This is a genomic window from Gordonia paraffinivorans (assembly GCF_900683595.1).
In the GTDB taxonomy this organism is placed as follows: Bacteria; Actinomycetota; Actinomycetes; order Mycobacteriales; family Mycobacteriaceae; genus Gordonia; species Gordonia paraffinivorans.
Genome location: NZ_CAACYD010000007.1, coordinates 1,328,659 through 1,349,661 on the forward strand (window position 1 = coordinate 1,328,659; position 21,003 = coordinate 1,349,661).

Genomic DNA, 21,003 nt, shown 5'->3' on the forward strand with positions numbered 1-21,003 from the left:
TCCTCTCCTCTCCCGTGGGCACACTCCCACGACAAATCCCTGGAAGGTGGTTTCGATGACCACGTCGACTCCCACGTCGACCGACACGCCGGCGCAGTCCGGCGACGGCGCCGGCGGGCACGTCCCGACGGCCGCGGCGCGATCGATCGCCCTCGGCGGACGCCGACTCAGCGCGGCCGAGGACACGGGACTGCAGCGAAATGCGCTGGGGCACTGGGGTGTCTTCGCGCAGGGGCTGGCGGCCGCCGCGCCCAGCGTGGCGATCGCCTCCGTTCCGTTCGCCCTGTTCACCGCTGCCGGCAAGGGCGCCGCCTGGGCCGCTGTCGTCGGCTTGGCGATCGCCGCGCTGCTGGCCACCACCATCGGCTTCCAGGCCCGCCGGACGGTGTCGTCCGGTTCGCTCGGAACCTACGCCGGAAACGGTTTGGGCCCCGGCTTCGCATTCGCGGCGGGACTCAGCCTGCTCCTCGGTTACATCGGCTTCGCCACCACCGGCACGCTCGGCGGCGTGCTGTACGTCGACGCGTTCCTGCACGAGATCGGCCTCGGATCCGACGCCACCTGGTTCAAGCTGCTGCTCGTCGTCGTGGTGGTCGCGGTCGCGATCTACCTGCCCGTGCGCGGCGCCTCGCTCGCGGCGAAGTACGAACTCGCCTTCGAGGTCGTCGCCGTCGCATCGATCTTCGTGATCATCGTGGCGTCCTATTGGACGTACGGATTCCGCATCGACACCGAGCAGTGGCAGCTGTCCAACCTGGGCAACAGCGCCACCTTCGTCGCCGCGGTCACCGCCGTCGGGTCGTATGCGGGGTTCGAGAGCGTCGCGTCGTTGGGCGCCGAGGCGCGCGACGCGCACCGCACCATCGCACGGGCGCTGCTGCGGGTGGTGCTGATCCTCGGTGTGCTCTACATCCTTGCAACCTACCCGCAGGTGCTCCACTTCGGCGACATCGACGGCGACCAGGCCGTCCTGCCGCAGCTGGCCGATTCGTCGAACGTCTCCTGGATCAACCCGGTGGTGAGCGCGACGGTCGCGGTGGCCTTCATCGTCTTCGTCACCGCGGTCACCACCTCCGCCGCGCGTTCGCTGTTCACTCTCGCGCACGAGGGCGCCCTGCCGGCCGTCTTCGCCCGGGTGCACCCGCAGCACAAGACGCCCTGGATCGGGATGGTCTTCGTCGGTCTGCTGGCGCTGGTCTTCTCCGTCGCCGCGACCTTCAGCTCGGCCGGACGCCTGGTGTTCGACGTGTACGGCGGCTACGTCGCCACCTGGGGATTCCTGGTGAGCTATCTGCTCGTGGTCATCGCCACCCCGATCTGGCTGTACCGGATCAAGGCGCTGACGCCCTTCCGCGCCATCGTCTCCGGGCTCACGCTCCTCGCCCTCGGATACGTGATCGTGAGCAACGTCTACCCGGTGCCGGAGTACCCGTACAACATCCTGCCGTTCGTGTTCCTCGGCATCCTCGCGCTCGGCCTGGGCTGGTACGCCCACCTGCGCCACAACCGTCCCGAGATCGCCGACCGGGTGGGCACCATCCAGACCCTCTCGGTGGAGGAGCAGGAGAGACTGGCGGACCTGGGAATCCTTGAGGTGATCGAGGACGAGGCGCCCACCCGACACGGTTCGGACACAACCGTCCGGTAGGCCGACCGGGTTCCGCGGGCGCCGCGTCGGATCGATGCCGCGCAGGTGTCGGTCCGACGGCGCAGCGTTGTGCGAAATCCTGAGCCGGGTCGGTGCACGACAAGAGTCGAGGCCTCATGTGGCGCGAATGTGCCCCGCGACACGTCACACAAATGCCCGTCGAATGATCGGCCGGACAGCGGATCGCGGGAGATGGTGAGTAGACCACGTTCACGTGGTGATCTATCTCATGAAAGGGGCGGTGTTCGTTGATGACACCTCGACTTCTCACTCGCACCCGAACCTGGGCGACGGCCATCGGGATGGCTGCGGCCGTGGTCGCCGGAGCAACCCTGGACGCCGGAGCGGCGGCGGCCGACACCGGATCGGCCGGATCCTCCGGGGGCTCTTCGATGTTCGGCTCTTCCTCCGGGTCCTCGGACCTGTTGCCGCAAGGAGGGGTTCTGGGAGGCGTGGCCCTCTCGCTCGGGGCCGGCGCCTCGGCGACCGCCATCGGCCCCGGCATCGCGGTCTCCACGGCGGGTATCAACCGGACCGCGACGGCAGTGTCGGTGCTGGGGATCGCGGCCGCGTCGGCGCCCACTCTCAGCCTCGGCGGCCTGAACTCCGGGCAGGTCACCTGCGTCGGGGTCTTCGCCTACGCCCACTCGTCCACGGCCGGTGACTGCGTCGGCGTCCTGGGCCTCCTCGAGGGCACTCACGACAAGCCCGGCGGCACCGTCAGCCTGGCGCTGAAGAACCCCTTCTCGCTGCTCAGCGACGGCCTGAGCGCGTCCGACCTCATGGCCGCGCTGACCTCGGGAGACTCGCTGCTGAGCAAGGACATCTCCCGGCTGACGCTGGGCGGTCCCGATATCGTCGCGCTCACCAGCGACTACGGCTTCGAGCCGATCTCGAAGAACGGCGCGGCCATCGAACTGTCCTGGCTCGGCACCGAGATCGGCCTGTTCCCCACGACCAAGAACACCGCCGGGTTCCTGGGGAACAACTCCTCCGTGAACTACCTCGGCCTGCCGCGGATCGGGTCGAGCGACGCCGGGATCATCCCGGAGATCTCGGTGGGAGACTTCGTGGTTCCCGGACTGGGGACCATCCCGGGGTGGTCCACCGGATCGCCGGGGAGCGGCTCCTTGTCCGGCTCCGGTTCGGCCGACGGCGGCTCCTCGTCGGGATCGGCAGACACCGGGTCCATCGGAGGTACGACCGGTTCCGCAGCATCGACCGACGTGGTCGTGCCCGGCGGGCTCGATGCCGACGCCCTGGTGAAGCAGGTCGCCGGTCTTCTTCCGCGGCTGCCGTGATGACCCGTCTGCCGGGGTCGGATCGTCCCGGCCCCGGCAGACCGCGTCGGTGGTGGTTCAGCGTTCGCGATCCAGATTGGCCATCTTGAGGACGTCGAGCCGCTCGTCGAGTTCGGCCTCGCTCAGCTTGTCGCCGACGAGACCGCGATCGATCACCGTCTGACGGATCGTCTTGCCCTCCTTGAGCGCCTGTTTCGCGACCGCGGCCGCCTCCTCGTAGCCGATGGCCGAGTTCAGCGGCGTGACGATCGACGGCGAGCTCTCGGCCAGGGTGCGCAGCCGCTCCACGTTGGCCTTCAGCCCGGCGATACAGCGGTCGGCGAACAGCCGGGACACGTTGGACAGCAACGTGATCGACTCCAGCACGTTGCGCGCCATCATCGGGATGTAGACGTTGAGCTCGAAGGCGCCGTTGCCGCCGCCCCAGGTGACCGCGGCGTCGTTGCCGATCACCTGCGCCGCCACCTGCGTGACCGCCTCGGGCAGAACGGGATTCACCTTGCCCGGCATGATCGAGCTGCCCGGCTGGAGGTCGGGGAGCAGGATCTCGCCGAGCCCGGTGAGCGGGCCCGACCCCATCCACCGCACGTCGTTGGCGATCTTGGTGAGCGATACGGCAACCGTCTTGAGCTGGCCGGACAGCTCGACGAGCCCGTCACGCGCGGCCTGGGCCTCGAAGTTGTCCTTGGCCAGTCGCAGGTCGGTGACGCCGGTCATCCGGACGAGTTCGGCGACAACCCGGGTGCCGAAGCCGGGAGGCGCGTTGAGGCCGGTGCCCACCGCGGTGCCGCCGATCGGCAACTCGCCCACCCGGGGCAGGGTCGCGGTGACCCGCTCGATGCCGGCCTCGACCTGACGCGCGTAGCCGGAGAACTCTTGTCCCAGGGTGACCGGCACTGCGTCCATGAGATGCGTGCGGCCGGACTTGACCACTTCACGCCACTCGGATGCTTTGTCGGCCAGTGTCTTTCGGAGGTGCTCGAGCGCCGGGACGAGGTCGGTGACGACGGCCTCGGTTGCCGCGACGTGGGTGGCGGTCGGGAAGGTGTCGTTGGACGATTGCGACATGTTGACGTGGTCGTTGGGATGCACGTCCACGCCGCGGGCCTTCGCGAGCGAGGCGATGACCTCGTTGGCGTTCATGTTCGAGCTCGTCCCCGAGCCGGTCTGGAACACGTCGATGGGGAACTGGTCGTCGTGGCGGCCCTCGGCGATCTCACCGGCGGCGGCGATGATCGCGTCGGCCCGCTCGGCGTCGAGGAGCCCGAGATCCTTGTTGACCGTCGCACACGCGGCCTTCAACAGGCCCAGGGCGCGGATCTGCGCCCGTTCGAGCGGGCGGTGGCTGATGGGGAAGTTCTCCACCGCCCGCTGCGTCTGCGCTCGCCACAGGGCATCGACGGGGACCTGCACCTCGCCCATGGTGTCGCGTTCGATGCGGTATTCCGTCGTGCCCTGTGGTTCGGCCATCGCTTACTCCTTCGATCGGATCCTTATGCCGCTCAGCGGGACGCTCACGGTCCCACTCGGGTCGGTGAAAAAGTCGTTGCCCTTGTCGTCAACAACGATGAAGGCCGGGAAATTCTCCACCTCGATCTTCCAGACCGCCTCCATGCCGAGTTCGGGGTACTCGATGACCTCCTGGCTCTTGATGCAGTCGAGGGCGAGACGGGCCGCCGGGCCGCCGATGGAGCCCAGGTAGAAGCCGCCGTGCGTCTTGCACGCGTCGGTGACCTGCTTGGAGCGATTGCCCTTGGCGAGCATGATCATCGAGCCGCCCGCGGCCTGGAACTGCTCGACGTAGGAGTCCATGCGCCCGGCGGTGGTGGGGCCGAACGAACCCGACGCCATGCCCTCCGGGGTCTTCGCCGGGCCCGCGTAGTAGACCGGGTGATCGCGCATGTACTCCGGCATCGGCTCGCCGGCGTCGAGGCGCTCCTTGATCTTGGCGTGCGCGATGTCACGCGCGACGACCAGCGGACCGGTCAGCGACAGGCGCGTCTTGACCGGGTACTGCGACAGCTGCGCGAGGATCTCGGGCATCGGTCGGTTGAGATCGACCTCGACGACCTCCCCGCCGGCGATGTCCTCGGCCACGCCCGCGGCCGGCATGTACTTGGCGGGATCGGTCTCGAGCTGCTCGAGGAACACGCCCTCGGGGGTGATCTTGCCGAGTGCCTGCCGGTCGGCCGAGCACGAGACGGCGATCGCCACCGGGCACGACGCGCCGTGACGCGGCAGGCGCACGACGCGGACGTCGTGGCAGAAGTACTTGCCGCCGAACTGGGCGCCGATGCCGAAGGACTGGGTGAGCTTGAAGACCTCTTCTTCGAGTTCGAGGTCGCGGAAGCCGTGCGCCGACATCGAGCCCTCGGTGGGCAGGTTGTCGAGGTAGTGCGCCGAGGCGTACTTGGCGGTCTTCAGCGCGAACTCGGCGGAGGTGCCGCCGATCACCACGGCGAGGTGGTACGGCGGGCAGGCCGCGGTGCCGAGCGAGCGGATCTTCTCGTCGAGGAACTTCAGGATCGACTTCGGGTTGAGGATCGCCTTGGTCTCCTGGAACAGGAACGACTTGTTGGCGCTGCCGCCGCCCTTGGCCATGAACAGGAACTTGTACTCCGGGCCCTTCGGGCCCTGCTCGGTGGCGTAGATCTCCACCTGGGCGGGGAGGTTGGTGCCGGTGTTCTTCTCCTCGTAGGTGGTCAGCGGCGCGAGCTGCGAGTACCGCAGGTTGAGCTGCGTGTAGGCGTCGTAGACGCCCTTCGAGATCACCTCGGCGTCGTCGACGCCGGTCAGCACGCCCTCGCTCTTCTTGCCCATCACGATCGCGGTGCCGGTGTCCTGGCACATCGGCAGCACGCCGCCGGCGGAGATGTTGACGTTCTTGAGCAGGTCGAGGGCGACGAAGCGGTCGTTGCCCGACGCCTCGGGATCGTCGATGATCCTGCGCAGCTGGGCGAGGTGCGCCGGGCGCAGGAAGTGGCTGATGTCGTGCATCGCCTCTGCGGTGAGCCTGCGGATGGCCTCCGGCTCCACCTTGAGGAAGGTGCGGCCGTCGACCTCGAAGGTCGAGACGCCCTCGGTCGTGATGAGCCGGTAGGGGGTCTCGTCGGCGCCGATCGGCAGCAGGTCAGAGTAGAGAAACTCGGGGGCTGGGGCTGCTTTGCTCACAACCCGCATCGTATCGCCCGCACGAAAAGGCCCCGCGCCGTAGGTGGTCCCACCGGTGAGGTGGGTCACGAACGGGCGCGGGGCCTGATTCGGCAGGTCGACGCGATGCCGCGTCTCAGCGCTGGATGCCGGCGTAGCCGCGCAGCTTCTCCGGACGATGCACGGACTCGATGCGGCGGACGGTGCCCGACTTCGAGCGCATGACCAGCGAACGGGTGGTGGCGCCGTTCGGGCGGTAGGTGACGCCGCGCAGCATGTCGCCGTTGGTCACGCCGGTCGCGCAGAAGAAGCAGTTCTCGCCGCGGACCAGGTCCTCGGTGGTCAGGGCCCGGTCGAGGTCGTGGCCGGCGTCGATCGCCTTCTGCCGCTCCTCCTCGTTGCGGGGCCACAGCTTGCCCTGGATCTCGCCGCCCATGCACTTCATCGCGACGGCCGCGATGATGCCCTCGGGGGTGCCGCCGATGCCCATCAGCATGTCCACGGTGGAGTAGTCGTCGGCCGCGGCGACCGCGCCGGCGACGTCGCCGTCGGAGATGAGGCGGATCTTGGCGCCCGCGGCGCGGATCTCGGCGATCAGGTCGGCATGACGGGGACGGTCGAGGATCACGACGGTCAGGTCGGAGACGTCGATGCCCTTGGCCTTGGCCACCGAGTTGATGTTCCACTCGACCGAGGCGTTGATGTCGATGGCGCCCTTGGCCTCCGGGCCGACGGCGATCTTCTCCATGTAGAACACCGCGGACGGGTCGTACATGGTGCCGCGCTCGCTGACGGCGATCACCGAGATCGAGTTCGGGCGGCCCTCGGCCATCAGGGTGGTGCCGTCGATCGGGTCGACGGCGACGTCGCACTCGGGACCCTCGCCGTTGCCGACCTCCTCGCCGTTGTACAGCATCGGCGCCTCGTCCTTCTCGCCCTCGCCGATCACCACGACGCCGCGCATCGACACCGTCGACAGCAGCTGGCGCATGGCGTCGACGGCCGCGCCGTCACCGGAGTTCTTGTCGCCGCGTCCCACCCAGCGGCCGGCGGCGAGCGCTGCCGCCTCGGTCACACGGACCAACTCCATCGCGAGATTGCGATCGGGCGCTCGGTGGCTTGAAGTCATGGGCTTGCACTCCTCATGGACGTTGTGGCGGTGATCTCAGACAACATCCTTGCATGTCATACCGGCCGTTCGGCCACTGACCCTGCGGGTGCGATACTCGGCGGCATGGCTGACAAACCGCGCTTTCTCGTCAACGGCAAGGACATGTTCTGGACGCTCGTGCCGTTGCTCGCGCTCGTCGCACTGGTGGCGATCGCGTCCGGGAACTGCTCGGTCGGCGTCGACAAGAACCCGTCGTCGAACAAGGTCAAGGAGTTCGACATCGACGCGGCGCTGAAGGCGGATGCGCGCGAGATGCCGTTCCCCGTCCGGCAACCGCCCACGCCGGAGGGCTGGAAGCCGAACTCGGGGTCGTCGCCGTCCCTCGAGGGCCACCGCGTCAGCACGGTCGGGTGGCTGTCGTCGAGCGGTGCCTACGTGCAGCTGAGTCAGACCGACGCCGTCGAGGACGCGCTGGTGCCCTACCTGGCGGGGGAGGACACGACGTTGAACGACCTCGCCGCGACCGGAACCCGTGAACTCGCCGGCCACAAGTGGGTGACCTACCGGACGGCCGGGGACAAGCAGTTCTGGATCACCGACCTCGGCAAGGTCCGGATCGGGGTGCTCACCCGCGGTCCCGAGTCCGACATCGAGACCATCGCGTCCTCGGTCGTCGCGCAGAAGCCGCTGCCCAAGGACTGACCCTCGTTCCCCGCGAGGCCGGCCCTGTCGGGCGGCCCCCGTCAGTCCGACTCGTCCTCGCCTGCGCCGTCCTTGCGCGCGATGGTCGATTCGATACGCTCACGCGCGCCGCGCAGGTGCTCCTCGCATCGGGTGGCGAGCGCCTCGCCCCGCTCCCACAGCGCCAGCGACGTGTCGAGGTCGAGGCCGCCGTGCTCGAGCGTGCCGACGATTTCGGCGAGTTCGTCGCGTGCCTTTTCGTAGCCGAGTTCGGCGACCGGGGTGAACTGGCCGTCGGATTCCTCGTCGTCCGAGTCGCCTGTCTCGCGGTCGATTTCGAAGTCGTCGTCGAAGTCGTCGGTCACGGTTCTCCTCGTGGGTCGGTGGGGGTGGATGCCGGCTGCGCGCGTGCGGTCACCGTCGCGTGCGCCGCGCCGTCGGCGACGCGGATACGCAGCTGCGCGCCGACCGGCAGGTCGTCGAGGTTGCCGACGACGCGCGTCGTCTCGGTGTCGGTGCGCTGCACGACGGCGTAGCCGCGGGCCAGGGTCTGGGCGGGGCCGAGGGTCGAGAGACGGGCCGCGAGATGCTCGTGCCGCCGCTCTTCGGCGTCCACGTGGCGCAGCACATCGCGGCGCAGGGCGCGCCGGAGCTCGGACACCCGTCGATCCTCGGCGTCGACGATGAGCTCGGGCCGTGCCAGCACCGGGCGGCGGCGCAGCGACTCGACGACCGCGGACTCGCGGCGGACCCAGTTGCGCAGCGCCTGCGCACTGCGCCGACGAAGCTCGTCGATGCCCGCGAGCTCGGCCTCGACGTCGGGCACGACGCGCTTGGCGGCGTCGGTCGGGGTGGCGGCACGCAGGTCCGCCACGAGGTCGAGCAGCGGATTGTCGGGCTCGTGCCCGATCGCGCTGACGACCGGCGTCGTGCACCGCGCCACCGCGCGCAGCAGCGCCTCGTCGGAGAACGGCAGGAGATCCTCGACGCTGCCGCCGCCGCGGGCGATGATGATCACCTCGACCTCGGGATGGGCGTCGAGCTCGGCGAGGTGCGCCAGTATCCGCGAGACCGCGGTGGGTCCCTGGACCGGTGCCTCCCGGATGTCGAATCGCACGGCCGACCAGCGCTCGGTGGCGACGGAGACCACGTCGCGCTGGGCGGCGCTGGCGCGGCCGCTGATCAGCCCGATCGTGCGCGGCAGGAACGGCAGGGGCCGCTTGAGCCGCGGGTCGAACAGCCCCTCGGCGGCGAGGAGCTGGCGCAGCCGTTCGATGCGCAGCAGCAGTTCGCCGATGCCCACCGGGCGGATGTCGCTGATGCGCAACGACACCGTGCCCCGGCCGGTGTAGAAGCTCGGCCGTCCCAGCACCACCACGTGGCTGCCGTCGTGCAACGGAACCTCGGTGCGCGCCAAGAGATCCGGGCTGCAGGTCACCGAGATCGAGATGTCGGCGGCCGGGTCGCGCAGGGTGAGGAACGCGGTGCGGGTGCCGGGACGCCTGCTGATCTGGGTGACCTGGCCCTCCACCCAGATCTGGCCGAGCCGGTGGATCCAGTCGGCGATCTTGGTGTTGACCGTGCGGACCGGCCACGGGTTCTCGGCCGAGTTCGGTGAGGAGCCGCTCACGCCTCGGAGGAACGCTTGTTCTGCGAGGCGATCCGGTTCTCGAGCATCGTGATGAACGGTGCGCGGCCGCGGTTGGCCTTCTCGTAGTCGACGAGCGCGGTCAGGTCGTCGACGCCGACCGAGCGCAGGCGCGCGCGCAGCTGGGCCAGCGTGAGGGAGTCGTAGTCGATCATCACCACGATCTCCGGCGCCGAACCGTTCGACGACGCGGGCTTCGGCGCTGCCGGCGTCACCTTCTTCTCCGCCTTCTCCACGACCTCTTCGGGGGCGGAGCTGTACAGCGCGAACCGGCCGGCGTCCGCGCGCGGCGGCGCGGCGAGTTCGGCGTCGGACGCCTCCGCGTCGACCTCGGTCTCGGCAGGGGTGGTGCTCGCGGCGGCCACCGGCTGCTCACCCTCGGTGCTCTTCTTCTCGGTGCTCTTCGTAGCAGAGCTCTTGTTCTCGGAGCTCTTGTTCTCGGCGCTCTCGTTCTCGGTGGCGGTCGCAGTGGCACGCGAGGATTCGATCGGTGCGTCGCCGGCCAGGTGCGCGTCGGCGTCCGGTCCGGGCGTCTCGTCCTCGTCGAAGACGGCCCACGCGGGTTGCTCGGTCGGCTTGTCGAACAGCATCTCCAGGGCGGCGTCGCCCTTGATGGCGAGTTCGGCGATGTTCTGCTGTGCCCGCATGCCCGCCTGCAGGGTCTGGCTGATCGCCGTCATCGGCAGGGTGACGAGAAGAGACGGCAGCTTCCGGGTCTCCTCGATGGCCGTGACGATCAGACCTGCGGCGATACGGGCCGGGTAGGGTGCGCGATCCATGCCAACACTCTGCCATTCCGGGCGGTCGTCCGTAACCCGTACCCTGGAGACATGTCTGAGACCAAACGTGTCCTGCTCGCCGAGCCCCGTGGCTACTGCGCGGGCGTCGACCGCGCGGTGGAGACGGTCGAGCGCGCCCTGGACAAGCACGGCGCGCCCGTCTACGTCCGCAAGGAGATCGTGCACAACCGGCACGTGGTCGAGACCCTGGCCGAGCGCGGCGCCGTCTTCGTGGGGGAGACCGACGAGGTACCCGAGGGTGCGATCGTGGTGTTCAGCGCCCACGGGGTCTCCCCGCAGGTGCACGCCTCCGCCGCCGAGCGCAATCTCAAGACGATCGACGCGACCTGTCCGCTGGTCACCAAGGTGCACCAAGAGGCCAAGCGGTTCGCGCGCGACGACTACGACATCCTGCTCATCGGTCACGAGGGCCACGAGGAGGTGGAGGGCACCGCGGGTGAGGCGCCCGAGCACATCCAGCTCGTCGACGGTCCCGACGCTGTCGACAACGTGACCGTGCGTGACGAGTCGAAGGTCATCTGGCTGTCGCAGACCACGCTCTCGGTCGACGAGACCATGGAGACGGTCAAGCGCCTGCGCGAGCGGTTCCCGCTGCTGGCCGACCCGCCGAGCGACGACATCTGCTACGCCACGCAGAACCGCCAGGTCGCGGTGAAGGCCATGGCACCCGAGTGCGACCTCGTCATCGTCGTCGGCTCCAAGAACTCGTCCAACTCGGTGCGCCTGGTCGAGGTGGCGTTGCAGGCCGGCGCGAAGGCCGGTCACCTGGTCGACTACGCGCGCGAGATCGACGACGCCTGGCTGGAGGGGGTCCGCACGGTCGGCGTGACCTCCGGTGCGTCCGTGCCCGAGGTCCTCGTGCGCGGCGTGCTCGACTGGCTCGCCGAGCGCGGTTACGACACCGTCGAGACGGTCAACACCGCCAACGAGACGCTGACCTTCGCGCTGCCGCGCGAGCTGCGTCCCGCACGCACCGCACGCTGACCGACCGCGACCGGTCTCGTCCGGCGGCCCCGTTCCCCTAGAACTCGTCGGGATCGAGCATGCGCACCCGGCGGTGCGGTAGCGAGATGGCGAGGACCGCGACGATCACGGCCGCGCTGACGACGGCCCCGGCAATCGCGACGTTGCGCGCCGTGTGATCCGGAGGGGTCTGTGCGGGCGGCGCGGCGATCGGGGCAGATTGCGGACGCGGCGAGTCCTCGGCAGGCAGCTCGGCGGTCAGTGCCGCCACCGGATCGACGACGCCGTGCCCGACCTTCTGGTCGTGGCCGGTGCCCGGCGCGTGTGCGGTCGCGATGATGCGGTCCATGACCTGACGCGCGGACAACTCCGGGAACCGCGCCCGCACCAGGGCCGCGGTGCCCGCCACGAACGGAGCCGCGAAACTGGTGCCGTTCAGCGGTGCCGAGCCGTCCTCACCGCGCTGTGCCGATGCGAGCCGGGTGGACCCGCGCTTGCTGTCGAGGCTGACGATGTCGGTGCCCGGCGCGGCGACGCCCACCCACGGTCCGTGCATGCTCGTCGCGCTCGGAGCGCCGGTTGCGGTGTCGATCGAGCCGACGGTGAGGACGTACGGGGCATACCAGGCGGGGGTCGCGAAGGTCGTCAACGATTGCCAGCTCTGCGGGTCGCCGCCCGCGGGCTCCGGGTTCTGGCCCGGACAGTTGGAATCGTTGCCGGCCGCGACCACGACGACGACATCGCGGTCGTAGGCGTGGCGGATCGCCGCGCCGAGTGCGGGGTCGTCGATCTGTTTCGGGTCCGATGCGCAGGCGACCATCGAGATGTTGACGACCGTGGCGCCCAGATCCACCGCGCGGACGACCGCATGCGCCATGGTCCGGACGGTGCCGTATCCGGTGCCGACCTTCGGGCGGTCGTCGCCGCGGCGGTTGTTCTTCGCGGCGAACGCCGCGCTGTGCTGGCGGATGGAGATGATCGACGCCCCGGGCGAGACCCCGGCGAAGCCGTCGGAGGTGCTCGGACGCGCCGCGATGATGCCGGCCACCAGGGTCCCGTGGGCGTCGCAGTCGTCGAGTCCGGTTCCGCCGGAGACGTAGTCGCCGCCCGCGATCACCTTCCCCAATCGCGGGTGCGGGGTCACGCCGGTGTCGATGACCGCCACCCGCTGGCCGTTGCCCCGGCTGAACCGCCAGGCCTCGTCGAGGTTCATCATCTCCTGGGCCGCAGACGGTTTCGCGGTGCTCCGGGTCAGCACCGTGTCGGCGCACAGGAGTTTCTGCTCGGTGGGCTCCGGCGGGGCGACCGGTGCCGAGCGGATGAGCGCGCCGGGGTTCACGGCCGGCGGCGACACCGCCGACGCCGGTGCGGACGACACTCCGAGCAGCGTCGCGGCCACGACCGCCGCGAGCGGGCCGACGAGCCGGGATCGGGCTCGGCGCATCAGATCTCCCGGACGATGCGGTACAGGTCGAGCAGCCACAGCAGCAGCGGGACGATGAGCGCGACGAGGATGTACTCGCCGATCTCGGCCCAGCGCCGCATCACCGGCGAGAAGTCCTGGTGGGGAGCGACCACACCGAAGACCAGCGCGGCGACCACGACCACCATCCCGAGCGCGAAACCGATGACCGGCCACCGGGAATCGCCGAAGGCCAGTCCGGTGAGCAGGGCGATCACCACGAGCGAACCGCCGATGATGAGGGTCGCCGCCTGGAACAGGTCGCTATGCGAGCGGCCGCGAAGGCACAGCACCACACCGATGATGGCCGCGTACGCGGCGGCCTTCCACTCGAATCCGGCGAGCGGGGAGGCGGCGAGCACTGCGGCGACCGCGGTGACGGCGGTGAGCCCGCCCACGATCCCGGTCAGATAAGAGTTGGCGAGGTAGGAACGGCGTTCCAGCGCATCGGCTTTCGGGAGTGCAGTGGCGCCGATCGCGCCGATGCCCTCGATCGACGGGGTCGGCTCGATGTCGGCGACGTCGATCGCGGCGCCGGCGGTCGGCACCGGCGGCAGCGGGAGCTTCGCGAGCAGGATCGTCATCCGGGGTGCGAGGCCGATGAACAGCAGCCCGACGGCGGCCACCACCGCCGCGGTATCGGGCACCGGGGCGTCGACGAGCAGCCGTGACCCGCATCCGAGCGCGCCGAGGAGGGCGGCACCGGTGACGGCGCTGTGCGCGGTGGCGCCGAACGCGGTGAGGCGGTAGGTCAGAACGGCGGTGACCAGGACGAGCGCGAACCCCGTCGTGAGGTGCGCGGCGCCGTACGAACCCGGGGTGAGGACCATGCCGGTCACGAACGCCATGGGGGCGGCGCAGACGGACAGGATGGTGGAGGTCGACTCGTCGCGGTAGTGGCGCGCGACGATGGTCGCCGCGGTGATCAGGCCGATCACGGCGAGCCCCGACAGCGCGGCGGGCCAGACGGCGCCCGAGTCGAGGCGGGAGGCGGCGAGTGCCGCGCCACCGGCGACCGCGGCGACCAGTGCCAGCGCGTGGCCGACGTGGCGGGCGGAGGCGGCCGTCCAACCCACGAACTGCGACTCGTTGAGACGGGCGACGGCGTCGACCACGTCGTCGAACAGGACCGGCGACTCACCCGTGCGAACCGAGGTCAGCAGGAGGAGGTCGCCGTCGCGGATCCCCGACTCGGACAGCGACCGGTGCAGGGGGAGCGGTTCCTGGCCGACGAGGGCGAGCGTCCACCGGTTCTGGCGGTCGTGGGGGCGGCCGCCGGAGTGGGAGTCGGCGTCGGGATCGTCGGGATCGGGACGCGCGGTGTTGCGCGACTCGATTTGCGCGACGAGATCGCCGATGAGTCCGGCGATCGGAATGCCGGCCGGCAGGCCCACGTCGAGCTGTGTGTTGCCGCCCAGCACCGACACGCGGACGAGTTGCGGCTCGATCGAGGTGTCGGCGGACCGGCGGTCACCGGCGGCGGTGTCCACGGTGGGCGACGGGAATGCCGGCGTGAAACCGTCCACAGGCGCCATCAGATCAATCCTCCCCCAGGGTTGCCCCGCTAACATAGCCAACTCGGGCGGCCTCGCCGTCGGGGGATTCACAGCCAAGGGGTCAGGGGGATCGGGTGGTCGCGACCACTGAGGGATTCGTGCGTCGGCCACGCGTCACGCCGCCTCGCATGCCGGGTGGCGAGGTCAACATCCAGGCACCTCCGGACGTCCCGCGCGTGGTCCCGGGCAACCTGCTCGTGAAGCTCTTGCCGGTGGTGATGATCGTCGCCGTCGTGGGCATGATCGCGTTGATGATGGTCACCGGCGGCCGCAACATCCTGACCAACCCGCTGTTCATGATGTTCCCGCTCATGATGCTCATGTCGATGTTCGGCATGTTCGCCGCCGGGGGCCGAGGCGGGGGCAAGCGGGCCGCCGAGCTCAACGAGGAACGCAAGGACTATTTCCGCTACCTCGGCCAGTTGCGGGGGCAGGTCGTCGAGACAGTGGAGAACCAGCGGGCGGCCCGCACCTGGAGCCATCCCGACCCCCACGCGCTGCTCGACGTGATCGGCAGCCGGCGCATGTGGGAGCGGCGCCCCGCCGACAACGACTTCGCCCATGTACGCGTGGGCGTCGGGGTCCAGCGGCTCGCCACCCGCCTGATGCCGCCGGAGACCGGACCGCTCGAGGACATCGAGCCGGTGTCGATGGTGGCGCTGCGCCGGTTCGTCCGCACGCACTCGGCGGTTTACCGCCTGCCGCGCTCGATCTCGCTGCGCGGCTTCCCGGCGATCAACATCGAGGGCGCCCGGCAGGAGACCCGCGAACTCGTCCGCGCGATGCTCGTCGAGCTGTGCGCCTTCCACGGCCCCGACCACCTGCACATCGGCATCGTCACCGGCGACCCGGCCGGCGAGGCCTGGGACTGGGCGAAATGGCTTCCGCACGTAGGGCATCCGACTCTTCGCGACGGCATCGGGCCGATGCGGATGATCTATCCGACCCTGGCCGACCTGGAGAACTCGCTGGCCTCCGATCTCCTCGAACGCGGACGCTTCAGCCGGTCGGCGCCGCCGAACGGCACTCGCGCCCACCTGGTCATCGTCATCGACGACGGGTATGTCGCCGGAGACGAACGGGTGCTGAGCTCCTCGGGCATGGAGGGCGTGACCGTCCTCGACCTCACCGCGCCGCCGGACGGTCTCGCGGCCCGCCGCGGCCTGCAGCTGGTGGTGCGCGGCGGTAAGGTGTCGGCGCGCAGCGCGTCGGGCGTGGAGGAGTTCGCCGACATGGACTCGCTGACGATTCCGGAGGCGGAGGCCATCGCCCGCCGGATGGCGCGCTACCGCCTCGCCACCGCCGCGACCCTGGCGAACCTGGAATCCGAGGCCACCTCCACCGATCCGGGCCTGCCCGCACTCCTCGGCATCGACGACGCCTCGCGGTTCGACCCGGCGACCGCCTGGCGCGGACGCACCGGCCGCGACCGCCTGCGGGTGCCGATCGGGTACACGCCGAGCGGTGCGCCCGTCGAGCTCGACATCAAGGAGAGCGCACACGGTGGCATGGGGCCGCACGGCCTGTGCATCGGGGCCACCGGCTCGGGCAAGTCCGAGTTCCTGCGGACGCTGGTCACCGCGATGCTGGCGACGCATTCGCCGACCGAGCTCAACCTCGTCCTCGTCGACTTCAAGGGCGGCGCCACCTTCCTCGGGCTGGAGTCGGCGCCGCATGTGGCGGCGATCATCACCAACCTCGAACAGGAACTGGCGATGGTCGACCGCATGAAGGACGCGCTGTCGGGCGAGATGAACCGCCGTCAGGAGGTCCTGCGCGCCGCGGGCAACTACGCCAACGTGGGCGACTACGAGCGGGCCCGCGCCTCCGGCGTGCGCCTGGAACCCATGCCGGCGCTGTTCATCGTCGTCGACGAGTTCTCCGAACTCCTCTCGCAGAAGCCCGATTTCGCCGAACTGTTCGTCGCGATCGGTCGGCTCGGCCGGTCGTTGCACATCCACCTGCTGCTCGCCTCGCAGCGGCTCGAGGAAGGCAAGCTCCGCGGTCTGGACTCCCACCTGTCTTATCGGATCGGCCTGAAGACGTTCTCCGCCAACGAATCCCGGTCGGTCCTCGGTGTGCCGGACGCCTATCACCTGCCGAGCGTCCCGGGGTCGGCCTACCTCAAGTGCGACTCCGACGACCCCGTGCGCTTCAACACCTCGTACGTGTCGGGGCCGTACCATCCGCCGGCGGCCTCCGACGACCCCGAACTGATCGACGCCGGGTCCATGCCGAGGCTCGGCAGGCTGAAGGTGTTCACTGCGTTGCCGGTGCCACTCGACGACGGCGCCCCGCGGTCGTTGCTCGACCGGGCGGAGAGCCTGCTCGACGAGGAACCGCCGGCGCCGGAGTCCTCGACCGACGCCGACTTCGAGCCGGCCTCGGTGAGCGTGCCGACGCTCATGGAGACCATCGTTTCCCGCATCGAGGATGCCGGACCGCCCGCGCACAAGGTGTGGCTGGACCCGCTCGACGAGTCGCCGACCGTCCAGCATCTCCTCGGCCGGCGCGACTGGACGCAACCGACGGTGCCGGGCAACCTCGCCGTGCCGATCGGCTGGGTCGACCGCCCGCCCGTACGACCAGCGCCGCGATCCCCTGATGATCGACCTGTCGGGTGCGGCGGGCAACGTCGCGGTGGTCGGCGGCCCGCAGTCGGGCAAGTCGACGACCCTGCGGACGATCATGACGGCGATGGCCGCGACCCACACCCCCGAGCAGGTGCAGTTCTACTGCCTCGACTTCGGCGGCGGCAGCCTCGCCGGCATGGCCGGACTCCCGCACGTCGGATCGGTCGCGTCGCGTGGCGACCTGGACGCGGTCCGGCGCACCGTGGCCGAGGTGGCCTCGATCGTCCGCGGACGCGAACTGCTGTTCGCCCGGCTCGGTCTGGAATCCATGCGCGACTACCGCGCCCGTCGCGCCGGGTGGTTCGCCACCGGCGAGATCGCACCGGACGATCCGCTCGCCGAGGACCGCTTCGGCGACGTCTTCCTCGTCCTCGACGGCATCAACGTCCTGCGCGGCGAGCTCGAGGCGCTCGAGGAGCAGTTCACGGCGATCGCCTCACAGGGCCTGTCGTTCGGCGTGCACATCATCATCACCGCGACGCGGTGGGCGGAGATCCGGCCGGCGGTCCGCGACCTCCTCGGGACCCGGATCGAGCTGCGCCTGGGCGATCCGACGGATTCGGAGATGAGCCGTCGCGCCGCCGCGGGGTCCCGCAGAACCGTCCGGGCCGCGGACTCACCCCCGACGAGCTCCACATGCTCGTCGCGTTGCCGCGCCTCGACGAGGTCGGCAGCGCCGAGTCGTTGCCGGCGGGTGTCGCGGCGTCGGTGGAGAAGCTCGTCGCCGCGTACCCGGGCCGGTCGGCGATGGCCGTCCGCAAGCTCAGCACCGAGATCACCCACGAGGCCGTGCAGAACGCGCTCGCGGGCGCCGGGGTCGCCCTCGGACCCGATCAGGTGGCGATCGGGGTCGGCGAGCAGGAACTCGCCCCGGTCGTCCTCGACTTCACCGTCTCGCCCCACTTCATGGCCTTCGCCGATGTCGAGCACGGCAAGACGAACCTGCTGCGGACGATCGTCACCGGGCTGGTCGCCGGCGGGACGCCGGACGAGGTCCGCATCGTGTTCGTGGACTACCGGCGGACGATGCTCGGCGTCGTCGACGGCGACCACCTCGCCGGCTACGCCAGCTCCCCGGACCGGGCCGCGAAGTTGATGAGCGATCTCGCGACCTACCTGAAGTCCCGGATGCCGCCGGAGGACGTGACGGTCGCGCAGCTGAAGGAGCGCAGCTGGCTGCGGGGCCAGCCGGAGATCTATCTTGTGGTCGACGACTACGACATGGTCGCGACCGCTTCCGGCAACCCGCTGATGCCGATCGTCGACCTCGCCTCGCACGCGCGCGACATCGGCCTGCACATCGTCCTGGCCCGCCGCTCCGGCGGTCTGGGCCGGGCGCTGTTCGATCCGCTGATCGCGCGGCTGAAGGACCTGTCGTGCGACATGCTGCTGATGAGCGGCGACCGCGACGAGGGCTTCATCACCGGGCGCAGCCGGCTGCAGCGACTCGTGCCGGGTCGCGGCGAGCTGGTGTCGCGCGTACGGCCGCAGGAGATGATCCAGGTCGCGCTGGCGCCGACGAGCGAGTAGCGATGGGGCACATGGGGGAGGCAGGGCGGAACCGGCCGACGGTCGTCGACCTCGCCTTCGGTCGTGCCCGGATCTTCGACCCGGTCACCGGCACGCGGAGCCCCGAACCCGCGACACGCGACCTGCTCGACGCCGTCGACGCGATGTCCGTCCTGCACGACGGCCGGCGTCTCCACCTCCGGCAGGCCTGGCAGCAGGTGTTCGCCCGGTGGGGCCTGCCCGTCCCGGATGCCGGTGGAGGAGGCGGGGCACGCCCGCTGATCGTCGGGCATCCGAGCACGTGGGGCCGACGCCGGGCGGCCACGCTGGCCGAGGTCGGCGGAGGCCGTGCCCCGGTGACCCTGGTGCCCCGCGCGGTCCTCATCGCACGCAGTCATGCCGACGTCACAGTGCAACGCTGCGCCGTCGTCGAGACGACGCACGTCCCGGATCCGCCGGCCGATCCGGCACGACCCCCGGCCAGGTTCTGGGATGTGCACATCCTGCGCCGGTTCCCCGACGGCTGGGGTGTCGAACGGTGCGGCCTGATCGAGGGAACCGCCGGCGGCCCGGCGGCGCCGGGGCTGGAGATCATCGATGACACCGTCGAGGCGGTGTATGTCGACGGCGACGACCCGGACGAGGTCGCCGAGGCGATCGAGATGGTCACCTCGCACGCCGTCGCGGGTCGCGTGGTCGACGTGGATCGCGACCTCGTCGTGCGCCTCGGGCATCGCATGGGCGGGCATCTCGACGATGCGCCGTCCGCCGGCCGGCCCGGGGGACCGGAGACCGACGACGTGCTCGCGGCGGACACCCCGTGGCACGGGCGCCGGACCCTGGTCGCCGCAACGGCCGTGGCGGTCGTGGTGGTCCTCGTCGCGCTCGCGGTGGGCTGGTGGCAGCGGGACGAACCGGCCCCGGATGCCGCCGAGGTGGCCCTGGGGCGTGTGACGCTGACCGTGCCCGGGGACTGGCGCGCGGCCGGGCAGGACACCCCGACCGACGACACCGACGACCCGACCACCAGCAGGACGGTGTTCGTGTCCTCCGACGACGGGCGGCGCATCATCGCCGTCCTCACCGAGCTCCGTGCGGGATCGACCCCCGAGAGCGTCGCCGCCAGCCTGCGCAACCGCATCGAACAGCGCGGCGACGACGTCGTCACCGAGTTCTCCGCGTCGACCAGCTACGGCGGGCGCGAGGTCATCAGCTACCGGGAGGCGCCCGCCTCGGGCAGCGCCATACGCTGGTATGTGATCGTCGACGACGGACTGCAGGTGTCCATCGGGTGCCAGCCCGGCATCGCGGCCGAACCCCTGGACGACGAGTGCGCACGGGCCGTCGGGTCGGTCCGGGTGGGCTGACCGCGGTACCCGTGCGAGCGCCTGGGCGGGCGTTTTGACCCTGACCAGCGCGGTCGCGTAACCTGGATCGCTGGTGCACGGCGCCTGGAGTACACGTGTGTTCGCAGTGTTCTCCCGGGCAGCCGGAGGCCCGGGTCCCCACTGGTCGCCGGGAACAACCTCCGCCGTGAGCACCGGACCAGCACCCACAAGACAAGAGTTGAGGACCAACTGTGCCTACCTACACCCCGAAGGCCGGTGACATCACGCGTACGTGGCATGTCATCGACGCCAGCGACGTGGTGCTCGGCCGGCTGGCCGTGCAGGCCGCGAACCTGCTCCGCGGCAAGCACAAGCCGACCTACGCCCCGCATGTCGACGGCGGTGACTTCGTCATCATCGTCAATGCCGAGAAGGTCGCGCTGACCAGCAACAAGGCCGAGCGCAAGCTGAACTACACCCACTCGGGGCACCCCGGTGGGCTCAAGTCCCGCACCACCGCCGAGCTGCTCGAGACCTTCCCCGAGCGCGTCATCGAGAAGGCCGTCAAGGGCATGCTGCCCTCGAACAAGCTCGGTCGTGCGATGGCCTCGAAGCTGAAGGTCTACGCAGGCCCGAACCATCCGCACGCGGCCCAGCGCCCCGTCCCCTTCGAGATCAAGCAGGTGGCCCAGTGACCAACGAGAACATCAACGAGGCCGTGGAGGCCGTCGAAGAGGCTGTCGAGGTCGTTGAGGCCGTCGAGGTCGCCGGCGACGACTACGAGGCCGTTGCCGTCGTCGAAGAGGTGCGCGAGCCGGTCGTCATCGACCGCCCGATCCAGACCGTCGGCCGCCGCAAGGAGGCCGTCGTCCGCGTGCGCCTGCTGCCGGGCACCGGCCAGTTCACCCTGAACGGCCGCACCCTGGAGGACTACTTCCCCAACAAGGTGCACCAGCAGCTGATCAAGGCCCCGCTGGTCACCGTCGATCGCACCGAGTCGTTCGACATCTATGCCAAGCTCGTCGGCGGCGGCCCCTCGGGCCAGGCCGGTGCGCTGCGCCTCGCCATCGCCCGCGCGCTCATCGAGGTCACCCCGGAGGATCGCCCCGCCCTCAAGAAGGCCGGCTTCCTCACCCGTGACCCGCGTGCGGTCGAGCGCAAGAAGTACGGCCTGAAGAAGGCCCGCAAGGCGTCGCAGTACTCCAAGCGCTGA

Annotated in this window: 15 protein-coding genes and 1 pseudogene; 8 read left to right on the plus strand and 8 right to left on the minus strand. The window is 70.2% G+C overall.

Features of this window, described 5'->3' with window-relative positions; translation table 11 throughout:
- Window positions 1–55: 55 nt before the first annotated feature.
- Together E1P53_RS19120 and E1P53_RS19125 are read left to right on the plus strand one after the other, a co-directional pair.
- Window positions 56–1,648, plus strand: a complete 1,593-nt coding sequence (locus E1P53_RS19120) for an APC family permease (protein ID WP_244941227.1) — start codon at window positions 56–58, stop codon at window positions 1,646–1,648.
- Window positions 1,649–2,100: 452 nt separating this feature from the next.
- Window positions 2,101–2,949 carry a hypothetical protein gene (locus E1P53_RS19125; RefSeq protein WP_131735195.1) on the plus strand — a complete coding sequence of 283 codons (849 nt, stop codon included), beginning with the start codon at window positions 2,101–2,103 and terminating at the stop codon, window positions 2,947–2,949.
- 57 nt (window positions 2,950–3,006) lie between these two features.
- Here E1P53_RS19125 and E1P53_RS19130 read toward each other — a convergent pair whose 3' ends face one another.
- The 3 genes from E1P53_RS19130 to glpX all read right to left on the minus strand — a co-directional run bounded on the left by E1P53_RS19130 (window position 3,007) and on the right by glpX (window position 7,228).
- Window positions 3,007–4,419: a class II fumarate hydratase gene (locus E1P53_RS19130; protein WP_006900094.1), complete on the minus strand. Its 1,413-nt coding sequence runs from the start codon at window positions 4,417–4,419 to the stop codon at window positions 3,007–3,009.
- Window positions 4,420–4,422: 3 nt separating this feature from the next.
- Window positions 4,423–6,120 carry a fumarate hydratase gene (locus E1P53_RS19135; protein ID WP_006900093.1) on the minus strand — a complete coding sequence of 566 codons (1,698 nt, stop codon included), beginning with the start codon at window positions 6,118–6,120 and terminating at the stop codon, window positions 4,423–4,425.
- A gap of 115 nt (window positions 6,121–6,235) precedes the next feature.
- Entirely contained in the window at window positions 6,236–7,228 is a 993-nt protein-coding gene (gene glpX / locus E1P53_RS19140; RefSeq protein ID WP_006900092.1) for a class II fructose-bisphosphatase, read from the minus strand.
- A gap of 105 nt (window positions 7,229–7,333) precedes the next feature.
- Here glpX and E1P53_RS19145 point away from each other — a divergent pair, with 105 nt between their 5' ends.
- Complete coding sequence (locus E1P53_RS19145) at window positions 7,334–7,912, plus strand: DUF4245 domain-containing protein (protein WP_006900091.1); 579 nt, start codon at window positions 7,334–7,336, stop codon at window positions 7,910–7,912.
- A 41-nt stretch (window positions 7,913–7,953) separates the two neighbouring features.
- Here E1P53_RS19145 and E1P53_RS19150 read toward each other — a convergent pair whose 3' ends face one another.
- From E1P53_RS19150 to E1P53_RS19160, 3 genes are read right to left on the minus strand one after another with little or no spacing between them, the layout of a single operon-like run.
- Window positions 7,954–8,226 (minus strand): exodeoxyribonuclease VII small subunit, encoded by a 273-nt coding sequence (locus E1P53_RS19150; RefSeq protein WP_131735390.1) that lies wholly within the window; start codon window positions 8,224–8,226, stop codon window positions 7,954–7,956.
- 26 nt (window positions 8,227–8,252) lie between these two features.
- A complete protein-coding gene (xseA, locus tag E1P53_RS19155) occupies window positions 8,253–9,521 on the minus strand; it encodes an exodeoxyribonuclease VII large subunit (RefSeq protein ID WP_006900089.1) in 1,269 nt (422 codons plus the stop codon).
- Window positions 9,518–10,318 (minus strand): lipid droplet-associated protein, encoded by an 801-nt coding sequence (locus tag E1P53_RS19160; protein WP_131735196.1) that lies wholly within the window; start codon window positions 10,316–10,318, stop codon window positions 9,518–9,520. The genes xseA and E1P53_RS19160 overlap by 4 nt, the downstream gene beginning before the upstream one ends.
- A 51-nt stretch (window positions 10,319–10,369) precedes the next feature.
- Here E1P53_RS19160 and E1P53_RS19165 point away from each other — a divergent pair, with 51 nt between their 5' ends.
- Entirely contained in the window at window positions 10,370–11,323 is a 954-nt protein-coding gene (locus E1P53_RS19165) for a 4-hydroxy-3-methylbut-2-enyl diphosphate reductase (protein ID WP_109238764.1), read from the plus strand.
- 37 nt (window positions 11,324–11,360) lie between these two features.
- On the opposite strand, the gene mycP is transcribed toward E1P53_RS19165, so the two are convergent.
- Together mycP and eccD are read right to left on the minus strand one after the other, a co-directional pair.
- On the minus strand, window positions 11,361–12,746 hold the full coding sequence (mycP, locus tag E1P53_RS19170) for a type VII secretion-associated serine protease mycosin (protein WP_131735197.1): 1,386 nt from the start codon (window positions 12,744–12,746) through the stop codon (window positions 11,361–11,363).
- A complete protein-coding gene (eccD, locus tag E1P53_RS19175) occupies window positions 12,746–14,299 on the minus strand; it encodes a type VII secretion integral membrane protein EccD (protein WP_006900085.1) in 1,554 nt (517 codons plus the stop codon). Before eccD ends, mycP begins: the two co-directional genes overlap by 1 nt.
- Window positions 14,300–14,394: 95 nt before the next feature.
- Here eccD and eccCa point away from each other — a divergent pair.
- The 4 genes and pseudogenes from eccCa to rpsI all read left to right on the plus strand — a co-directional run bounded on the left by eccCa (window position 14,395) and on the right by rpsI (window position 21,003).
- Window positions 14,395–18,483: pseudogene (gene eccCa / locus E1P53_RS19180) on the plus strand (type VII secretion protein EccCa).
- Between the two features lie 2 nt (window positions 18,484–18,485).
- A complete protein-coding gene (locus tag E1P53_RS19185) occupies window positions 18,486–19,829 on the plus strand; it encodes a type VII secretion-associated protein (RefSeq protein ID WP_131735198.1) in 1,344 nt (447 codons plus the stop codon).
- Between the two features lie 212 nt (window positions 19,830–20,041).
- Entirely contained in the window at window positions 20,042–20,485 is a 444-nt protein-coding gene (gene rplM / locus E1P53_RS19190; RefSeq protein WP_006900082.1) for a 50S ribosomal protein L13, read from the plus strand.
- Window positions 20,482–21,003, plus strand: a complete 522-nt coding sequence (gene rpsI, locus E1P53_RS19195; protein ID WP_006900081.1) for a 30S ribosomal protein S9 — start codon at window positions 20,482–20,484, stop codon at window positions 21,001–21,003. Before rplM ends, rpsI begins: the two co-directional genes overlap by 4 nt.